At 68.8% G+C, this 19,482-nt stretch carries 14 protein-coding genes and 1 riboswitch; of the genes, 5 read left to right on the top strand and 9 right to left on the bottom strand.

The genetic code is table 11. From position 1 onward, the window contains the following. Positions 1-34: 34 nt before the first annotated feature. Complete coding sequence (locus OHA03_RS14105) at positions 35-901, top strand: Cof-type HAD-IIB family hydrolase (RefSeq protein WP_267004190.1); 867 nt, start codon at positions 35-37, stop codon at positions 899-901. Between the two features lie 45 nt (positions 902-946). Here the strand turns inward: OHA03_RS14105 and OHA03_RS14100 are convergent, their stop codons facing one another. From OHA03_RS14100 to hisC, 5 genes are all read right to left on the bottom strand, one after another. Beyond that, on the bottom strand, positions 947-2,653 hold the full coding sequence (locus OHA03_RS14100) for a GAF domain-containing sensor histidine kinase (RefSeq protein WP_267004188.1): 1,707 nt from the start codon (positions 2,651-2,653) through the stop codon (positions 947-949). Positions 2,654-2,736: 83 nt separating this feature from the next. Then, on the bottom strand, positions 2,737-6,285 hold the full coding sequence (gene cydD, locus OHA03_RS14095) for a thiol reductant ABC exporter subunit CydD (RefSeq protein WP_267004186.1): 3,549 nt from the start codon (positions 6,283-6,285) through the stop codon (positions 2,737-2,739). An 89-nt stretch (positions 6,286-6,374) separates the two neighbouring features. Further along, positions 6,375-7,376 (bottom strand): cytochrome d ubiquinol oxidase subunit II, encoded by a 1,002-nt coding sequence (cydB, locus tag OHA03_RS14090; RefSeq protein ID WP_267004184.1) that lies wholly within the window; start codon positions 7,374-7,376, stop codon positions 6,375-6,377. Between the two features lie 18 nt (positions 7,377-7,394). Further along, positions 7,395-8,906 (bottom strand): cytochrome ubiquinol oxidase subunit I, encoded by a 1,512-nt coding sequence (locus OHA03_RS14085; RefSeq protein ID WP_267004182.1) that lies wholly within the window; start codon positions 8,904-8,906, stop codon positions 7,395-7,397. A gap of 325 nt (positions 8,907-9,231) precedes the next feature. Then, entirely contained in the window at positions 9,232-10,311 is a 1,080-nt protein-coding gene (gene hisC, locus OHA03_RS14080) for a histidinol-phosphate transaminase (protein WP_267004180.1), read from the bottom strand. A 368-nt stretch (positions 10,312-10,679) separates the two neighbouring features. On the opposite strand from hisC, the gene OHA03_RS14075 reads away from it, so the two are divergent. The 3 genes from OHA03_RS14075 to OHA03_RS14065 all read left to right on the top strand — a co-directional run bounded on the left by OHA03_RS14075 (position 10,680) and on the right by OHA03_RS14065 (position 14,028). Then, the gene (locus OHA03_RS14075; protein ID WP_267004178.1) at positions 10,680-11,792 is read left to right on the top strand and encodes a LacI family DNA-binding transcriptional regulator; all 1,113 of its coding nucleotides are present in this window, start codon (positions 10,680-10,682) and stop codon (positions 11,790-11,792) included. A 173-nt stretch (positions 11,793-11,965) separates the two neighbouring features. Then, positions 11,966-13,021: a metallophosphoesterase gene (locus tag OHA03_RS14070; protein WP_323181207.1), complete on the top strand. Its 1,056-nt coding sequence runs from the start codon at positions 11,966-11,968 to the stop codon at positions 13,019-13,021. A gap of 182 nt (positions 13,022-13,203) precedes the next feature. Next, entirely contained in the window at positions 13,204-14,028 is an 825-nt protein-coding gene (locus OHA03_RS14065; RefSeq protein WP_267004176.1) for a hypothetical protein, read from the top strand. 159 nt (positions 14,029-14,187) lie between these two features. On the opposite strand, the gene thiC is transcribed toward OHA03_RS14065, so the two are convergent. After that, positions 14,188-15,963: a phosphomethylpyrimidine synthase ThiC gene (thiC, locus tag OHA03_RS14060; RefSeq protein ID WP_267004174.1), complete on the bottom strand. Its 1,776-nt coding sequence runs from the start codon at positions 15,961-15,963 to the stop codon at positions 14,188-14,190. Beyond that, positions 15,956-16,089, bottom strand: a riboswitch (TPP riboswitch). It overlaps the preceding gene by 8 nt. A gap of 71 nt (positions 16,090-16,160) precedes the next feature. On the opposite strand from thiC, the gene OHA03_RS14055 reads away from it, so the two are divergent. Continuing rightward, entirely contained in the window at positions 16,161-17,498 is a 1,338-nt protein-coding gene (locus tag OHA03_RS14055) for a YibE/F family protein (protein ID WP_267004172.1), read from the top strand. 90 nt (positions 17,499-17,588) lie between these two features. Here the strand turns inward: OHA03_RS14055 and OHA03_RS14050 are convergent, their stop codons facing one another. The 3 genes from OHA03_RS14050 to OHA03_RS14040 all read right to left on the bottom strand — a co-directional run bounded on the left by OHA03_RS14050 (position 17,589) and on the right by OHA03_RS14040 (position 19,364). Next, a complete protein-coding gene (locus OHA03_RS14050) occupies positions 17,589-18,026 on the bottom strand; it encodes an SsgA family sporulation/cell division regulator (protein WP_030930605.1) in 438 nt (145 codons plus the stop codon). A gap of 101 nt (positions 18,027-18,127) precedes the next feature. After that, on the bottom strand, positions 18,128-18,898 hold the full coding sequence (locus tag OHA03_RS14045; RefSeq protein WP_323181206.1) for a helix-turn-helix domain-containing protein: 771 nt from the start codon (positions 18,896-18,898) through the stop codon (positions 18,128-18,130). Between the two features lie 247 nt (positions 18,899-19,145). After that, positions 19,146-19,364, bottom strand: coding sequence for a DUF5326 family protein (locus OHA03_RS14040; RefSeq protein WP_030930600.1), 219 nt, complete (start codon positions 19,362-19,364; stop codon positions 19,146-19,148). Between the last annotated feature and the right edge of the window lie 118 nt (positions 19,365-19,482).

Genomic DNA, 19,482 nt, shown 5'->3' with positions numbered 1-19,482 from the left:
ACACCCGTGCGCTCCCGTACGCGAGAATGGCTGGGTGACCTCAGCTATCGATTCGCCTCTGCCTGCCGTTCCCCGGCTGATTGCAACCGATCTGGACGGCACTCTGCTGCGCGACGACAAAACCGTCTCGGACCGCACAATCGCGGCACTCGCCGCGGCCGAGTATGCCGGGATCGAGGTCTTCTTCGTCACCGGCCGGCCCGCCCGCTGGATGGATGTCGTCAGCGACCATGTCCACGGCCATGGTCTGGCGATCTGCGCGAACGGCGCCGCGGTCGCCGATCTGCACGCGGGCGGCGAGCTGGTCCAGGTCCGGTCGCTGGATCGCGACGTCGCCCTCGATGTCGTCCACACCCTGCGTGTGGCCGCCCCCGGCACCTCGTTCGCCGTCGAGCTGACCACCGGCATCCACTACGAACCGTCCTACCCGCCGTTTCACCTCGACCCGGGTGCCACCGTCGCCATCGCCGAGAAGCTGCTCCACGAAGAGGTGCGCGGCTCAGGCGCCCCCGTGCTGAAGCTCCTCGCGCACCACGCGGAACTGGCACCGGACGAATTCCTCGAAGTGGCTCGCACCTCAGCCGGTGACCGCGCGTCCTTCACCCGGTCCAGCCCCACGGCCCTGCTGGAAGTCAGCGGTCCCGGCGTCTCCAAGGCCAGCACGCTGGCGCTCTGCTGCGCCGAACGCGGCATCTCGCCCGCCGAGGTCGTCGCCTTCGGGGACATGCCGAATGACGTGGAGATGCTTTGCTGGGCGGGCACCTCGTACGCGATGGGCAACGCCCACCCCGCAGCGCTGGCCGCCGCCTCCGGTCGGACCGTCACCAACAACGAGGACGGTGTCGCGGTCGTCATCGAGCGGCTCGTTGCCGAGCGCCGGAGGCACCGTAGCGAAGGCTGAGACGCCGTTCACCCCGAGGCCCGCCCGAACGTCGAAAGACGGCCGTCACAGCGGTGCCTCCCACACCACCGTCGTGCCGCCCCCGTCCTCAGCGATTCCCGGCCCGAACCAGCTCGCCCCACCCAGCGATTCCGCCCGGCGCGCCAGGTTCCGCAGCCCGCTGCGCCGGCCGCCCTCCGGGATGCCCACCCCGTCGTCGGCGACCGACAGACGTACCGCGTCGCGTCCGTCGGGCAGCGTGACAGTCGCATCGACCACCACGTCGATGCGGGACGCCCCGGCATGCCGGAAGGCGTTCGACAGCGCCTCCCGCAACGCCGCGATCAGGTTCTTGCCGGTCAGTTCGCCGACCAGTGAGTCGACCGGGCCGAGGAAGCGGTGCGCGGGCTTGAAGCCGAGCGGGACGGCCGCCATGTTGATCTCGCGCAGGACGCGGATGCGCAGCCCGGACGGTGCTTCGGCCGGTTCCTGCTGCAGCGCGAAGATCGCGGTACGGATCTCCTGAATCGTCACGTCCAGTTCGTCGACCGCCCGGCCGACACCGGTCTGCACCTCGGGCACCAGCGACCGGCGCTGGGCGCTCTCCAGCATCATCCCGGTGGCGAACAGCCGCTGGATGACGAGGTCGTGCAGGTCACGGGCGATCCGGTCACGGTCCTCATACACTGCGAGCCGCTCCCGGTCCCGCTGCGCCTCGGCCATCATCAGCGCGAGTGCGGCCTGCGAGGCGAACTGTGTGGCCAGGGTCCGTTCGGTCTCGGTGAACGGCCGGTCGCCCCGGGCCCGCGGGGTGGCGAGTGCGCCGAGCACCCGTCCGCCACTGTGCAGCGGCAGCAGCATGCTCGGGCCGAATCGGTGGGCAAGACCGGTGACCATGCGGAAGTCGGTGGCCGAGTCGTCCGTGAAGACCGCCTCGCCGGCCAGCAGCTTCGCCACCACCGGGCTCTCCGGGCCGATGATCACCCCGAGCGGGGCGGACGGCTCGTCGGCGGAGACGGCGACGACCTCCAGCCCGCCCCCCTCGGCCGGAAGAAGCACGATCCCCGCGGCGGAGGCAGCGAGATGGCGAGCCTGCTCGGCGACGACGGCGAGGGCGTCGTCGGCGTCCCCGCCGGAGAGCAGCGCGGTGGTCACGGCCACCGATCCGTCGATCCACCGCTCGCGCTGGCGTGCCGCCTCGTACAGCCGGGCGTTGCCGATGGCGATCCCGGCCTCTGTGGCGAGCACCCGAACCATGTGCAGGTCGTAGTCGGTGAACTCGCCCCCGCCGTCCTTCTCGGCCAGATAGAGATTGCCGAAGATCTCGCCCTGCACCCGGATCGGGACGCCGAGGAAGGTCCGCATCGGGGGATGGCCCGGCGGAAATCCGGCGAACCTCGGATCGGCCGTCAGATCGGCGAGCTTCACGGGGGCCGGGTCGTGGAGCAGTGCACCGAGAAGCCCCCGGTGCCCGTCGGGCCGGTGCCCGATGGCGGCTTCCACCTCTGTCGACACCCCGTGTGTGAGGAAGTCGGAAAGCCCCTTGCCCCCCTCGTCGGCGACGCCGATGGCGGCGTAGTCGGCGTGAGTGAGCTCGGCGGCGGTCTCGCAGATCCGATCGAGGGTGGAGTGCAGTTCGAGCCCGGTGCCGACGGATCGCATCGCTTCCAGCAGTTGCGGGACGCGGGCGGTGAGCTCGGTGGACAGGCCCTGCAGACCGCGGGTCGCCTGCGTTGCGGCTTCGAGTGAGTCCTTCGGGTCCTGCTCTGCCATACCCAGAGCCTAGTTAGTCCTATTTGGGGAGGAAAGTGGACCGATGGGTCCTGCGAATCGATCCGGCAGCCGCCACCCTCCTGCTACGCCCGCGCGGCACCGTCCGGCACTCGATCCGCCGCCCGCACAGTCTCCCGTTCGCGCTCCAGCATCCGGCGCAGCGGGCCGTCCGCCGCCGCGAGAGCGGCATACGGACCACGCTGCACGATCCTGCCTGCGTCCATCACCAATACCTCGTCGACCGCTTCGAGCCCCGCCAGTCGATGGGTGATCAGGACTGTCGTGCGGCCCCGGGTCGCCACCAGCAGATCTGTGGTCAGGGCGTCCGCCGTCGCCAGGTCGAGATGCTCGGCGGGCTCGTCCAGAACGAGCACGGGAAAGTCGGCGAGGAGCGCCCGGGCCAGCGCGAGCCGTTGGCGCTGGCCGCCGGAGAGACGCGCCCCGTGCTCGCCGACGAGGGTGTCGAGCCCGTCGGGCAGCGCTTCTGCCCAGTCGAGCAGCCGTGCCCGGGCGAGGGCGGCCCGCAGCTCGTCGTCCGTTGCGACGGTACGGGCCAGCCGCAGGTTCTCCCGGATGGAGCTGTCGAAGACATGCGCGTCCTGGGCACAGAGCCCGACGAACCGCCGGACGGTGTCCCCGTCCAGCGCCGAGGCCTCCACACTACCGATCCGGTACGTCCCCGCCCGCGCGTCCAGGAAGCGGAGCAGGACCTGCGCGAGGGTGGTCTTCCCGGAGCCCGAGGGGCCGACGACCGCGATGCGCCGGCCTGCGGTCAGCGTCAGGTCGACGGAGTCCAGGGCGTCCCGCGACGCTCCCGCATGGCGGGCCGCCACCCCCCGTACCTCCAGCGGGAAAGGTGTCGCGGGGGCCTCGGCCGGGGTCAGGGGCTCGTGCACCGGCACCGGGGCGTCCAGCACCTCGTACACCCGCTCCGCGCTCCGCTTGACCCGCTGCCGGTACTGCACGGCGAGTGGCAGCCCGGTGACGGCCTCGAAGGCGGCAAGCGGGGTGAGCACCACCACCGCGAGTTCCACACCCTCCAGCCGTCCGTCGTGAACCGCCGGGAGAGCGACGAGTGCGGCGGCGACGACGGTGAGGCCGCAGATCAGGGCGGAGAGGCCGCCGCCGAGTGCGGTGGCCGTCGCCGCGCGTGATGCGATCCGGGTCAGGACGGTGTCGGCCTCCCGCGTCCTCTCCTTGCGCGCGGGCAGCGCGCCCGCGACGGTCAGTTCGGCGGTCCCGCCGAGCAGATCGGTGATCCGGGTGGCCAGATCGGCCCGCGCGGGCGCCAGTTGGCGTTCCGCACGACGGGCACAGGCGCCACTCACGAGCGGCACCCCGACCCCGGCCAGCAGCAGTCCGAGAGCGAGCACGACACCCGCCTGGGGCAGCAGCCAGCCGGTGAACCCGGCTGCCGCAGCTCCCACCACGACCGCGGTTCCGGCAGGCAGCAGCCACCGCAGCCAGTAGTCCTGCAGCGCGTCCACATCGGCCACGAGCCGGGACAGCAGATCCCCTCGCCGCGTCCGGCCCAGTCCGGCCGGTGTGATGCGTTCCAGTCCGCGGTACACGGCGACGCGCAGCTCGGCGAGCATCTTCAGCACAGCGTCGTGCGAGACGAGACGCTCGGCGTAGCGGAAGACAGCGCGCCCGAGCCCGAAGGCGCGGGTCGCTGTCACGGCGACCATCAGATAGAGCACCGGGGGCTGTTCGGAGGCGCGGGAGATCAGCCAGCCGGAGACGGCCATGAGTCCGACGGCCGACGCCAGAGCGAGGCTGCTCAGCAGCAGCGCGAGCGCCAGTTGTCCGCGCTGTGCCCCTGCGGCCTCCCGGACCCGGGCGAGTACCTGCCCGGACCGGGCTGCGGTCTCCCGCAGCACCTCGGGCTCCTGCCCGGCTCCGTACGTGTCCCGGTTCCCGGAGCCGTCCGTGCGCGCCTGCCGGGGTACCACGGCCGCCCCCTCGTCCGACACCGTTGCCCACTGCCGTGCCGGTGCCGCACCGGGTTCCAGCTCCACCACCCGGTCGGCGATCGAGAGCAGCGCCGGACGGTGCACGACCAGCAGCACGGTCCGCCCCGCCGCCAGTCTCCGTACCGCCTCGACGATCCCCGCCTCCGTCTCGCCGTCCAGGCTCGCGGTCGGCTCGTCGAGCAGCAGGAGCGGCCGGTCGGCGAGGAACGCCCGCGCAAGCGCGAGCCGCTGCCGCTGACCGGCGGAGAGTCCCGCGCCGTCCTCGCCGAGGAGTGTCTGCGCGCCGTCGGGCAGTTCCGCCACGAAGTCGTACGCCCCCGCGTCCCGCAGCGCCGCCGTCACCGCGCTGTCGTCCGCGTCCGGCCGGGCCAGCCGCACGTTCTCCGCGATCGTGCCCGCGAAGAGCTGTGGGCGCTGCGGCACCCAGGCGATCCGTTCCCGCCAGCGCTCGGGCGCGAGCATCGCCAGATCGACGCCGCCGACCCGTATCCGTCCCTCGTCGGGCGCCGCGAACCCCAGCACCACATTGAGCAGCGTGGACTTCCCGACACCACTCGGGCCGACCAGGGCGACGGTCTCCCCCTCGTCCACCACCAGCGAGGCCCCGTCCAGCGAAGGTTCGGCACGGCCCTCGTGCCGGACGGTCACCCCCTCCAGCTCCAGCCGCAGCGACGGCGGGACGTCCGCCGCACCGCCCGCCCGCGGCTCGGTCTCCAGGATCGCGAAGATCTCCTCCGCGGCCGCGAGCCCCTCGGCTGCCGCGTGGTACTGCGCCCCGACCTGCCGGATCGGCAGATAGGCCTCGGGCGCGAGGATCAGCACCACCAGGCCGGTGTAGAGGTCGAGTTCACCGTGCACGAGCCGCATGCCGATGGTGACGGCGACCAGTGCCACCGAAAGGGTGGCGAGGAGCTCCAGGGCGAAGGACGACAGAAAGGCGATCCGCAGGGTCCGCAGGGTGGCCCTGCGGTACTGCGAGGTGATGGTGCGGATGGACTCGGCCTGGGCCTTGGCGCGGCCGAAGACCTTCAGCGTCGGCAGTCCGGCGACCACGTCGAGGAAGTGTCCGGAGAGCCGCGAGAGCAGCTGCCACTGGCGGTCCATCCGGGACTGGGTGGCCCAGCCGATCAGAATCATGAAGAGCGGGATGAGCGGCAGCGTGACCACGATGATCGCTGCCGATACCCAGTCCTCGGTGACGATCCTGGCGAGGACTGCCACCGGAACGACCACCGCGAGTCCGAGCTGCGGCAGATAGCGCGCGAAGTAGTCGTCCAGCGCGTCGACACCACGGGTGGCGAGCGCCACCAGTGAGCCGGTGCGCTGGCCGCTCAGCCAGTCCGGTCCGAGCGCCGCCGTCCGGTCGAGCAGCCGGCCGCGGAGCTCGGACTTGACCGCCGCACTGGCCCGGTACGCGGCCAGCTCGGTCAGCCAGGAGACCAGCCCGCGGCCGAGCGCGACCGCCACGAGCAGGATCAGCGGGGTGCGCAGCCCGGGAACGGTGAGCCCGTCCTCGAACCCGCCCACCACCACGTCGGCGATGAGCATGGCCTGAGTGATGACCAGCGCAGCCCCGACCACTCCGAGTGCCACCACGGCCGCCAGGAAGAGCCGGGTGGCGCGGGCGTAACGGAGCAGACGCGGGTCGATCGGTTTCACGTGAAACAGCCCCCAGAGAGCTCGTTCGGTGGACCGGGGCGAGCGAAGGGCCGGGGCCCTTCGCTCGCCCGAAGAGAGGCCCGGGTGCGTCAGTGCGCTTCGGCGATGTGCTGCGTGCCGATCCGCTTGCGGAACACCCAGTACGTCCATCCCTGGTACAGCATCACCACGGGGGTGGCGATCCCTGCGCACCAGGTCATGATCTTCAGTGTGTACGGACTGGACGAGGCGTTGGTGACCGTGAGGTTCCAGGCGTCGTTCAGCGAGGACGGCATGACGTTCGGGAAGAGCGTCAGGAAGAGCATCGCGACCGCGGCGGTGATGGTCACTCCGGAGAGCGCGAACGACCAGCCCTCACGTCCCACCGCTATGGCACCGATCGCTCCGACCAGCGCCAGCACAGCGACGATCATCGCGACAAGGCTCTTGCCGTCGCCGTTGTCGACCTGGGTCCAGATCAGGAAACCGAGCGCGAGCACCGCGGTGACCAGACCCAGCTTGAGCGCCATGCCCCGCGCCCGCTCCCGGATGTCCCCGACCGTCTTGAGTGCGGCGAACACCGCACCGTGGAAGGTGAACAGGAAGAGCGTGACCAGACCGCCGAGGATCGCGTACGGGTTGAGCAGGTCCCCGAAGTTGCCCACGTACTCCATGTCGGCATCGATCTTCACGCCGCGCACGATGTTCCCGAAGGCCACACCCCAGAGCAGGGCCGGGATCAGCGAAGTCCAGAAGATCGCGTGTTCCCAGTTGGTCTGCCACTTCTCCTCGGGCCGCTTCGCGCGGTACTCGAAGGCGACACCACGCACGATCAGGCAGAGCAGGATGATCAGCAGCGGCAGGTAGAAGCCGGAGAACAGCGTGGCGTACCACTCCGGGAAGGCAGCGAAGGTAGCGCCGCCCGCAGTGAGCAGCCATACCTCATTGCCGTCCCAGACGGGCCCGATCGTATTGATCAGGACCCGCCGTTCCTGGCGGTCACGGGCCAGCAGCTTGGTGAGGACACCGATCCCGAAGTCGAATCCCTCCAGGAAGAAGTAGCCGGTCCAGAGGACGGCGATGAGGACGAACCAGACGTCGTGGAGTTCCATCTCTCCGCTCCTCTGCTCTCAGTAGGAGAAGGCCATCGGCCGGTCGGCGTCGTCATGGTCGTCGCCGCCGATCCTGGTGGGCGGGTTGAGGTCGGACTCCGTGAGTTCTGGCGGCCCGGCCTTGATGTACTTCGTGAGCAGTTTGACCTCGATCACAGCGAGCGCCGCGTAGAGCAGGGTGAAGAGGATCATCGAGGTGAGCACCTCGCCCTGCGAGACGCCGGGGGAGACGGCGTCTCGGGTCTGCAGAACCCCGAAGACGACCCAGGGCTGGCGGCCCGTCTCGGTGAAGATCCAGCCCCAGGAGTTGGCGATCAGCGGGAAGAGCAGCGTCCAGAGGGCGACGATCCAGTAGAGCTTGGTGAGCTTCGGGCTGAGTGCCTTGCTCTTGAAGAGGACCAGATGCGGCACCTCGTCCTCACCGGTCCGCAGCCCCGGTCGCAGCATGAATTTCTTCCGTGTCAGCCACAGTCCGAGCAGGCCGAGACCGAAGGACGCCATGCCGAAGCCGATCATCCAGCGGAAGCTCCAGAAGGCGACCGGGATGTTGGGCCGGTAGTCGCCGGGTCCGAACCTCTCCTGCTCGGCCTTGTTGATGTCGTTGATGCCGGGGATGTACGAGTGGAAGTTGTCGTCCGCGAGGAACGACAGTATCCCCGGGACGGAGACCTCCACGGTGTTGTGCCCCTTGGCCACATCGCCGACCGCGAAGATCGAGAAGGGTGCCGAGTTCTGCCCCTCCCAGAGAGCCTCGGCGGCGGCCATCTTCATCGGCTGCTGCTTGAACATGACCTTGCCGAGCAGGTCGCCGCTGACGGCGGTGAGGAGTCCGGCGATCACGACGGTGATCAGTCCGAGCCGCAGCGAGGTGCGCATCACCGGGATGTGCTGCTTGCGCGCCAGGTGGAAGGCGGCGATGCCGACCATGAACGCGCCGCCGACCAGGAAGGCCGCCGTGATGGTGTGGAAGAACTGGGTGAGCGCGGTGTTCTGGGTGAGCACATGCCAGAAGTCGGTGAGCTCGGCCCGGCCTCGTTCCTTGTTGATCCGGTAGCCGACCGGGTGCTGCATCCAGGAGTTCGCCGCGAGGATGAAGTACGCGGAGAGGATCGTCCCGATGGAGACCATCCAGATGCAGGCGAGGTGGATCTTCTTCGGCAGCTTGTCCCAACCGAAGATCCACAGCCCGATGAAGGTGGACTCGAAGAAGAAGGCGATCAGCGCCTCGAAGGCCAGCGGGGCGCCGAAGACGTCGCCGACGAAGCGCGAGTAGTCGGACCAGTTCATGCCGAACTGGAACTCCTGCACGATGCCGGTGACGACACCCATGGCGATGTTGATCAGGAAGAGCTTGCCCCAGAACTTGGTGGCCCTGAGGTACTTCTGATTCTCGGTCCGCACCCAGGCGGTCTGCAGGCCGGCGGTGAGCGCGGCGAGAGAGATCGTCAGGGGAACGAAGAGGAAGTGGTAGACGGTGGTGATTCCGAACTGCCATCGCGCCAAGGTCTCGGGCGCCAGAGCTAGCTCCACGTCGTCTTCTCCTTACGTCGCCGTAGTGAGCGGAAGTGTGCACTGCAAACCGACCGATCACGGGAGGAACAGGACGCGCTTGTGAACGCGTTCACATTCACAAGCATTATGGCGCACGGACTTTCGGGGTGTTCGATGGGGGTCCCCCTATCGGGACGCTCCCACGCGAAGACCCCGCACCTCGACGAACGAGAGGTACGGGGCCTTCGGTGCACGCGTACACGCCGCGCCGCGACTGGTCGCGGCAAGCGCGAGGCCGGCCGCGGCATGTACACCCACCGCTGCACGCACGAGGCTCGCGCCGTATGCGCAAGCGGGACTTCGGTTACAGCTCCTTGCGGTACGCCTCCGCCACCCTCAGGAACACGTCGTTCGCCTCGTCCTCGCCGATCGAGACCCGCACGCCCTCGCCCGCGAACGGCCTGACCACGACTCCGGCCCGCTCGCACGCCCCGGCGAAGTCCAGCGTGCGGTCGCCGAGCCGCAGCCAGACGAAGTTGGCCTGCGACTCCGGAACGGTCCAGCCCTGGCTCACCAGAGCCTTGTGCACCCGGATGCGCTCGCAGACCAGGGAGCCGACCCGGCCGAGCAGTTCGTCCTCGGCACGCAGCGAGGCGACCGCCGCGTCCTGTGCCAGCTGACTGACCCCGAACGGCACCGCCGTCTTGCGCAGTGCGGCCGCCACCGGCTCGTGGGCCACTGCGAATCCGACCCGCAGACCGGCCAGACCGTAGGCCTTGGAGAACGTCCGCAGCACCGCCACATTGGGCCGGTCCCGGTAGATCTCGATGCCGTCCGGCACCTCGACATCGCGGATGAACTCCTTGTACGCCTCGTCCAGCACCACGAGCACATCGCCCGGCACCCGGTCCAGGAACCGCTCCAGCTCGGCCCTGCGCACCACCGTCCCGGTCGGGTTGTTCGGGTTGCAGACGAAGATCATCCGGGTACGGTCCGTGATCGCGTCCGCCATCGCGTCGAGGTCGTGCACCTCGCCGTCGGTCAGCGGCACCTTCACCGAGGTCGCGCCGCTGACCTGGGTGATGATCGGGTACGCCTCGAAGGAGCGCCAGGCGTAGATGACCTCGTCGCCCGGGCCCGACGTGGCCTGGAGCAGCTGCTGCGCCACCCCGACGGAGCCGGTTCCGGTGGCGAGGTGCGAGACGGGCACGCCGAACCGGTCGGCCAGCTCGTTCATCAGACCGGTGCAGGCCATGTCCGGGTAGCGGTTGAAGTTCGCGGCCGCGGCCAGGGCCGACTCCATCACGCCGGGCAGCGGCGGATACGGGTTCTCGTTGGAGGACAGCTTGAACGCGAGCGGCCCGTCGGCCGCCGCCGGCCTGCCCGGCACATAGGCGGGGACACCGTCCAGTTCGGCACGCAGCTTGGGGCTCGTCTCGCTCACCGCAGGTCCTCCTCGACCGTCGTACACATCAATACTGCTCACCTTATGAGGATTGCGCGCCGGTGCGAATGGGCGAGCGAAGGAATCGTCCGGTGGGCCGGGAATGGGGGGAGCGTCCCTCATCCCGGCGTGCGCCGGTGGCTCACTCCGTAGCGCGCGTCCCCCGAAGAGGTGAGTTGAGACCTCTTCGAAACATCGACCATTTAGTAGGCCCATCCTCATCGACGCATCACACACTGCCGTTGACCCCATCAACGTCCTTGCTTTGCAAGGCATTTGGCATCAAACGATCATGCAGAAACGTGCCTGTCAATGCGTGAATATGCGACCGGCCCAACCGCCTGCCCGAGCCCTACTATCGGCTCGCCATGACAGCAGCAGGGAAGCACCAGGTGAGCCGGACGGACACACCCCGGCGCGGCGGCCGGCAGGGACGAGCGGGAATCCGGGATGTGGCCGCCGCCGCCGGGGTCTCCATCACGACCGTCTCCGACGCGCTCAACGGCAAGGGACGGCTCCCGGACGCCACCCGCCGCCATGTCCGCGAGGTCGCCGAGCGCCTGGGCTACCGCCCGTCCGCCGCGGCCCGAACCCTCCGTACCGGCAAGTCCGGCCTCATCGGCCTGACCGTGACGACGTACGGGGATGAACCTTTCACCTTCACCGAATTCGCCTACTTCGCCGAGATGGCCAGAGCGGCCACCTCCGCCGCGCTGGCCCGCGGCTACGCCCTTGTCATCCTTCCCGCCACCTCACGCCACGACGTCTGGTCGAACGTCGCCCTCGACGGCACCGTCGTCATCGACCCCTCCGACCAGGACCCGGTCGTCACCGAACTCGTCCGCCAGGGGCTGCCCGTCGTCTCGGACGGCCGCCCCGCCGGCACCCTGCCGGTCACCGCGTGGGTGGACAACGACCACCGGGCCGCCGTGCTCGACCTCCTCGACCACCTCGCCGCCGCCGGGGCCCGCCGGATCGGCCTGCTCACCGGCACCACCACCGACACGTACACCAGGCTCTCCACCACCGCATACCTCCACTGGTGCGAGCGCGTGGGCCAGGATCCGGTGTACGAGTCCTATCCCGCCCACGACCCGTGCGCGGGAGCGGTCGCCGCCGACCGGCTCCTCGCCCGCCCGGACCGGCCCGACGCCGTGTACGGGCTCTTCGACCCCAACGGCACCGACCTGCTGGCGGCCGCCCGCCGGTACGGATTGCGCGTGCCCGAGGATCTGCTGCTCGTCTGCTGCAGCGAGTCCACCGTGTACGCGACGACCGAGCCCCCCATCACCACGCTCTCACTCAAACCGCGCCAGATCGGCACCGCGGTCGTCCAGCTCCTCATCGACGCGATCGAAGGCGTCGACCAGGACGGTCCGGTGGAGCGGGTCATACCGACCGAACTCATCGTCCGGACGTCCTCGCAACGCCGTCCGCCCCGCACCACGGTCAGCCCACCTCGGTCCCCGTCCAGGGATTGATCAGGCCAATTGGGACCAATCGCCCGGTGAACCTGTCGTGCGCCCGGATTCACCACCCCTGGTGCATCACACTGCACGATCCGCATTCCTATGATGGGCGCACGACACCGCGGACCACCCCGACCAGCAGGGCCCGTCAGGTGTACGGCGGCGCGACGGTGGTGGAGGGGTCGATGACACAGGGGGCCGGTCAGGAACCCGTGGAGCGGACGGCGACGTTGCGTGACTTCCGTGTGCCGCCCTATGCGCAGACTCCGGCGCCACCCGCGGCGCCGCACCCCGGCAATGCCGTACCGGGCGACGAGCCGGAGGGATACACACCCACCGCGCGCGATCTTCCCGTGATCAACCGCGGTGACACCGTCCAGGTGCAGACCGTCCCGGATCCGCGGCCCGCCACGGACCAGGGGCTCGGACCGCTGTACGTGGTCGGCGACGTCCACGGCTATCTGGACGAGCTTCGCGACGCCCTCATGGAACAGGGCCTCATCGACGCCGAAGGTGCTTGGGCCGCGGGCAACGCCCGGCTCTGGTTCCTCGGCGACTTCACCGACCGCGGTCCGGACGGCATCGGTGTCATCGACCTGGTCATGCGTCTGTCCGCCGAGGCCGCGGCCGCGGGCGGCTACTGCAAGGCTCTGATGGGCAACCACGAACTGCTGCTCATCGGCGCCAAGCGGTTCGCCGACACGCCGGTCAACTCCGGTGCGGGTACCGCCACCTTCCAGGCCGCCTGGCTGCTCAACGGCGGCCAGAAGACCGACATGGAGCGGCTCCAGGACGTCCACCTCCAGTGGATGTCCCGTCTCGACGCGGTCGTCGAGGAGGACGGGCACCTTCTGATGCACTCCGACACGACGGCGTACCTCGACTACGGCTCCACCATCGAAGACGTCAACGAGACCGTGCACGCCATTCTCACGCGTAACGACGCCGACGAGTGCTGGGACCTGTTCCGCAAGCTCACCAAGCGGTTCGCCTTCCGCGACGAGGGGGGCTCGCAGGCGGTCCAGGAGCTGATGGCGGCGTACGGCGGCCAGCGCATCGTCCATGGTCACAGCCCCATTCCGTATCTGCTCGGCGAGGTCGGCTCGGAGGACGGCGAGGACAGCGCCGGCCCCGTGGTGGACGGCCCGCACCTGTACGCGGACGGGCTCGCCATCGCCATGGACGGCGGTGTGACCATGGCTGGAAAGCTGCTGGTCGTCCGGCTGCCGTTGCATGACTGACGGTCTTCGGGGAAGACGCATCCACGACCTGACCACGCCGACCACTGGGCCTATTTACGGAAACCCCCTGTCACCCCGTGCCGTGGGCGCTCTACCATCGGCCTATCAGTAGCAGGCTCTCCTCCGTTTCCGCCCAACTGCCCGGTCCAAGCGGGTACTCAGGCCCAACGGAGCATCGGGGGATGCACATGAACAGCGCTCCGCACCTGCTGGCCGAGGACCGACCCGAGTACGAGCGGATCCTCGGCGATGCGCTACGTCACGCGCACGAACGACCGGATCTGGCCGGAGTCGGCGAACGGCTCAACACCGAACAGCTGCGCACCATGGCGCTGAACGCCACGGCCCTGATCACCGCGGCGGCAGCCACCGAGTACGACCACTACGTGAAGGTCCGCGAAGAGCTGCGCGGACCGGCCGCCGACTCGGCCCAGGGGTCGGGCCTCGGGTCCGAAGCGGACGATCCGGACCGGCCGGGCGCCGGCATAGGGGCGGTCGTCACCGTCCTGGCGCCGATGCTCGCGGGCACCGCCGCGCTGATCTTCCTGCTGGTCGGCTACATCCTGAAGATGCTCAATCGGCCCCCGTCGTTCGCCGACACCATGGTCACCGCCGGCTGGTTCTTCGCGGCGGTCATGGCGGCAGCGATACTGGCCGCCGCCATCGGACTGCTCACCACGGCGCTGCGCAACGGCTCGACGTCGCTGCCGGCCGAGGACACCGAGGACGAGCTGCCGGAGGATGTGGCGCGCGCCAGGGAGGCCTGGCGCCATGCGCTGTTGGAGCGGGGCATCCTGCCGTTCCTGCGGGATGCGCTCGCCGATCCCACGGCCGGCCCTGCATCTCGTACACCGCACCGTTCGGCCAACCGCATCCCGAAAATCGGCTACTCCAGGCCGGACTTCTCGAGCCCGGAGGAGGGCCCGGCGGCGGGTCCCCGCCCGTCGTTCACCAGCCCCGACTTCACCAGCCCGGACTTCGGCGGCCCGGAACACGAGCTGGACTGACCGGGTCGAATCCCTTGTTCGTTCGTCCTCGTGCCGGCGATCGGAGCGGGTCTCGTTGTCCCCGTGGCCCTGCTCTTCCTTCTGGTCTTCGGCCCCGCAGAGGTGCACTGAGCCGGGACGGTTCCCGCAGCGCCCCGGCGCAGTGCTCCACCCAATGGCTCAGTCCGCGATCGGCAGATAGACGCGGTTGCCGGCCGCCGCGAACTCCTTGGACTTCTCCGCCATGCCCGCCTCGATCTCCGACTGCGAACCGCCGTGCTCACGACGGATGTCCTGGGAGATCTTCATCGAGCAGAACTTCGGGCCGCACATCGAGCAGAAGTGCGCCGTCTTCGCCGGTTCCGCCGGCAGCGTCTCGTCGTGGAACTCCCGCGCCGTGTCCGGGTCGAGAGCCAGATTGAACTGGTCCTCCCACCGGAACTCGAAGCGCGCGTCCGACAGCGCGTCGTCCCAGTCCTGGGCACCCGGGTGCCCCTTGGCGAGGTCGGCCGCATGGGCCGCGATCTTGTAGGTGATGACGCCCGTCTTCACGTCGTCCCGGTTGGGCAGGCCCAGGTGCTCCTTGGGCGTGACGTAGCAGAGCATCGCCGTCCCCCACCAGGCGATCATCGCGGCGCCGATGCCGGAGGTGATGTGGTCGTACGCCGGGGCCACATCGGTGGTCAGCGGGCCGAGCGTGTAGAACGGCGCCTCCTCGCAGATCTCCTGCTGGAGGTCGATGTTCTCCTTGATCTTGTGCATCGGGACATGGCCCGGGCCCTCGATCATCGTCTGGACGCCGAACCGCTTGGCGATCGTGTTGAGTTCGCCGAGCGTGCGCAGTTCGGCGAACTGCGCCTCGTCGTTGGCGTCGGCGATCGAGCCGGGACGCAGCCCGTCGCCCAGCGAGTACGTCACGTCGTACGTCGCGAGGATCTCGCAGAGCTCCTCGAAGTTGTCGTACAGGAACGACTCCTTGTGGTGCGCCAGGCACCAGGCCGCCATGATCGAACCGCCGCGGGAGACGATGCCGGTCTTGCGGCGGGCGGTGAGCGGGACGTACGGGAGGCGCACGCCGGCATGGACCGTCATGTAGTCGACGCCCTGCTCGGCCTGCTCGATGACGGTGTCCTTGTAGATCTCCCAGGTCAGTTCCTCCGCCCTGCCGTCGACCTTTTCGAGGGCCTGGTAGAGCGGAACGGTACCGATCGGCACCGGGGAGTTGCGCAGAACCCACTCGCGGGTGGTGTGGATGTTGCGGCCGGTGGAGAGATCCATGACCGTGTCGGCGCCCCACCGCGTCGCCCACGTCATCTTCTCGACCTCCTCCTCGATGGAGGAGGTGACCGCGGAGTTGCCGATGTTGGCGTTGACCTTCACCAGGAACCGCTTACCGATGATCATCGGCTCGATCTCCGGGTGGTTGACGTTGGCCGGCAGGACCGCCCGGCCGGCGGCGATCTCCTCACGCACGACCTCGGGTTCGACGTTCTCCCGGATCGCCACGTACTCCATCTCCGGGGTGATCTCGCCCCAGCGGGCGTACGCGAGCTGGGTCACCGGCTGCCCGTCGCGGCTGCGGCGCGGCTGCCGCGGGCGGCCGGGGAAGACCGCGTCGAGGTTGCGCAGTCCGCCGCGGGGCGAGGTGTGCTTGAGCCCGTCGTCCTCGGGGCGGACCGGGCGGCCCGCGTACTCCTCGGTGTCGCCGCGGGCGACGATCCAGTTCTCCCGCAGCGGCGCGAGGCCGCGGCGGACGTCGGTGTCGGTGGCGGGATCGGTGTACGGCCCGGACGTGTCGTACAGCGTCACGGCGTCGCCGTTGGTGAGGTGCACCTGCCGGACCGGCACCCGGAGGTCCGGGCGCGAGCCCTGGACGTATCCCTTGTGCCAGCCGATGGACTTTCCGGCCTCGTCGCTCTGGTTCGAGGCAGGCGTGCGTGCGTCCGATGTGGTCATGAGACCTACTCCCTACGCCGGCATTACCCGGTAACAGGTTCGGCGGTCGGCGCAGCCTGTCCCGTACGGATGTACGGATATCAGCGCCCTCTCAGCCCGGTGCTCCGAGCTCCCGCGTGTTCAAAGGTGCCACCAAGCTAGCGCCCTTCGAGGCGTACTGAACAGTGGACCCCTTCTCTTCTTGCGATGATCCCCCGGTGACGTCCCCTCAAAATGACTCCGGACCGCAGGACCATCAGCACGGTCACTCGCACAGCCACGGGCCCGCCGCGCCGGTCTCGAAACATCTGCGTAAGGTCATCGCGGCCGTCCTGATCCCCTTCGCCACCGCCGTCGTCGTCGGCATGGCGGTGCTCTGGCCGGGCGGTGCACCCGCGCACGAGCGCACCGGCGTCGGCTTCGACCGGCAGACTCAGCAGGCCACGGTGGTGAACGTCGACAAGGTCGACTGCAAGGACGTGAACGCCGCGCAGACCCCGGCCACCGGCAACACCACGACGCCGACGGGGAACGCCACTCCCGGCCAGGAGCCGGGGCTGTGCGAGAAGGCCACGATCGAGGTGACGACCGGCCACGACAAGGGAAGGACCTTCGTCGAGATCGTTCAGCCCGACGCGCCACGGCAGTTGCACGAGGGGCAGGGCGTGATCGTCGCGTACGCGCCCGACGCGCCCCATGATCTTCAGTACTCCGTGACGGATGTGGACCGGAAAGTCCCGATGGCTCTGCTGGCCGGGATCTTCGCTCTCGCAGTGGTCGTGGTGGGCAGGCTGCGCGGGGTGATGGCGCTGATCGCGCTCGCCGTGTCGTTCGCCGTGCTGACCCTGTTCATCCTCCCCGCGATCCTGCAGGGTTCGAACCCGCTGCTGGTCGCGGTCGTCGGGGCCAGCGCGATCATGCTGATCGCGCTCTACATGTGTCACGGGCTGACCGCCCGCACCTCGGTCGCGGTCATCGGCACGCTGATCTCGCTGCTGCTGATCGGGCTGCTCGGCTCACTCTTCATCGACTGGGCGAGCCTGACCGGCAACACCGACGACAGCACCGGCCTCATCCACGGCCTGTACCCCCACATCGACATGAGCGGCCTGCTGCTGGCCGGTGTCATCATCGGCTCGCTCGGCGTGCTGGACGATGTGACGGTCACCCAGACATCGGCGGTCTGGGAGCTGCACCAGGCCGACCCGACGATGGGTGCGCGGAAGCTGTACCGGGCAGGTATCAGGATCGGTCGCGACCACATCGCCTCAGTGGTCAACACGCTGGTGCTCGCCTACGCCGGCGCCGCGCTTCCCCTTCTGCTGCTGTTCTCGATCGCGCAGAGCAGCGTGGGCACGGTGGCCAACAGCGAACTCGTGGCGGAGGAGATCGTACGAACGCTGGTCGGGTCGATCGGGCTGGTCGCCTCGGTGCCGGTGACGACGGTGCTGGCGGCGCTGGTCGTCTCCGCGGACCGCACAGGGCTCGGCGCGGAAGCCGGAGCTTCGGCACCCGCACGGAACGGAAGGGGCCGGCGTCGCAGGTCGAGGCATTGACGCTGGCAGTGGCGGGTCGGCGCGGTGCAGATATCACCCGTTCGGCAGTACCGCGTTCGACCGGTGCGCCGACCGTCGGCGCAAACCTTTTCAGCCAGCGTTCTGTTCCTTGGCGAGGATCCGGCCAAGCGCCTCCTCGAGGTTGCCCTCGAAGTCACTCAGCGTGCACTCCTGGCCGAGGGGGACGAGCTTGTCCGTCCGGTCGAGAAACGCAACGAGTGGCGCGGTACCGGCCCTGAAGAGAGCGCGATCCGCGCCGACCTGAAGCCGGATGTGTACGTCCGACAGCCCCTCGGGCTCCGTGGGACTGATGTGCACATCACCGTCACCGCTGGGGCTGTTGAGGCCGTCCAACAGCAGCTCACGACCGAAAGCCCAGGTGACGGGGGCGTCACCGGGCAGATGGAAGGTCATCCGGATCGCGTACGGATCGCATACCTCGTACCGGAGCTCCACCGGGATACGGAATGAGAGCTCCTCGGAGACGAGGAAACTCATCATGACCTCAGCTTGAACCGACTCGCGCATCGTTCAACCCCGCAGTAGATGAATCTGGCCAGGAATGATCCCCCATGGCCCTATTGACGCCATCGTGGTGCACGCGATAGCAGATCACAAGGAGTGATTTTTCAGATACTGATAGAGAACACGAACGAACGCAAGAGGCTCGCCACTTCAATGCGTAGTCGTTCGACTGCGGGGAGCAACCGATCTTCCTCGTCGAGAGGTACCGAAATGGCCATGGCGGCGGCCGTGAATCCGACTGCGATCGGGATGGCGGCGCAGACCGTTCCGAGGGCGTACTCCTGTCGTTCGACAACAGGTTCCGTTCGCTCCAACGACCTCAACCGCTCGAGAAACGCCGGTCGGTCCCGCACCGAGTACCGGGTCAGCGGCTGCACAGGGTGACGATCCAGATGGTCCTCACGGGCCTTCTCGTCGAGCCGGCTCAGTAGGCACTGGCCGATCGCATGAGCATGCCCGGTCTCCCGGAACGAGGCCCACTCCTCGACCGCAGGTGCTGCGGGGGTGTCGGCGACCGCGATGAGTTCGATCTCGCCCTCGCGGTAGACGGCGCAGTACACCGGTGCACCGATGATGTCGCGCCAGCGGGCCAGCGACTGGGCCATGGTGCTGCGACGATTCTGCAGCGCACCGTCGTCGACCAGCCTCTCGGCGGCGGAGCCGAAGAGGAACACACCGTTCTCCCGGCGCAGATAGCCTTCATGGGTCAGGGTGCGCAACAGGTGATAGGCAGTGGGAAGGGGAAGCCCCGCTTCCCGTGCGAGCTGCTTCGCAGGTGCCCCGTCCCGATGGGCGCCCACAGCCTCCAACAGCCTCAATGCCCGCTGAACCGAACCGATCAACGTCGGGACAGCGGTACTCGATGCCGTGGTCAAAGGTCACCCCCAGGCATGGTGACGGGCAGTCAGCCCGTTCGTGGGGGCCGCCCCCACGGACCTGCCGCAGACCTGGGGTCCGGAGACCGGGCGTGTACACAAACCACTGGTCAGGGTGGTGACGGACAGTTGTTTCCCAGGCAACGACAGCGGACCGCCACTGTATCGGCAGCGTCCGCAAGGGGTGTCGTTTCGTCTTGTACTTAGCTCAGCTGGGCTAATTGCCCGACTGGTGACCGGCCGCCGCCTACCAGTCGCCGCGCGATGACGAGGACGACATGAACTTCCGTACGACGAACACGAGCCCGCCGACCAGGATCACGAAGACCAGGACCTTGAAGAGCAGACCGATCACGAACCCGATCACGCTGGCGATCAGGCCGCCGAACACGACGATCGCGATGACGGGCACCGCGACCCACTTCACCCACCAGGGCATCCCCGCGAATATCTCCCGAACGGCCATCGTCCCAACCTCGTCTCTGTGCGTAACGGCTTCGATGAGCACCTGCTTCGATGCTAGAGGCGCGGGGGTGGCCTGCGGGGGCACCGGAGCCCCCGAACTCCCCTGATCGAACCCTTAG

The organism is Streptomyces sp. NBC_00154 (assembly GCF_026342835.1).
Classification (GTDB): Bacteria; Actinomycetota; Actinomycetes; order Streptomycetales; family Streptomycetaceae; genus Streptomyces.
Note: the sequence above shows the minus strand (reverse complement) of the source record. Positions and strands in the feature narration are given on the sequence as shown.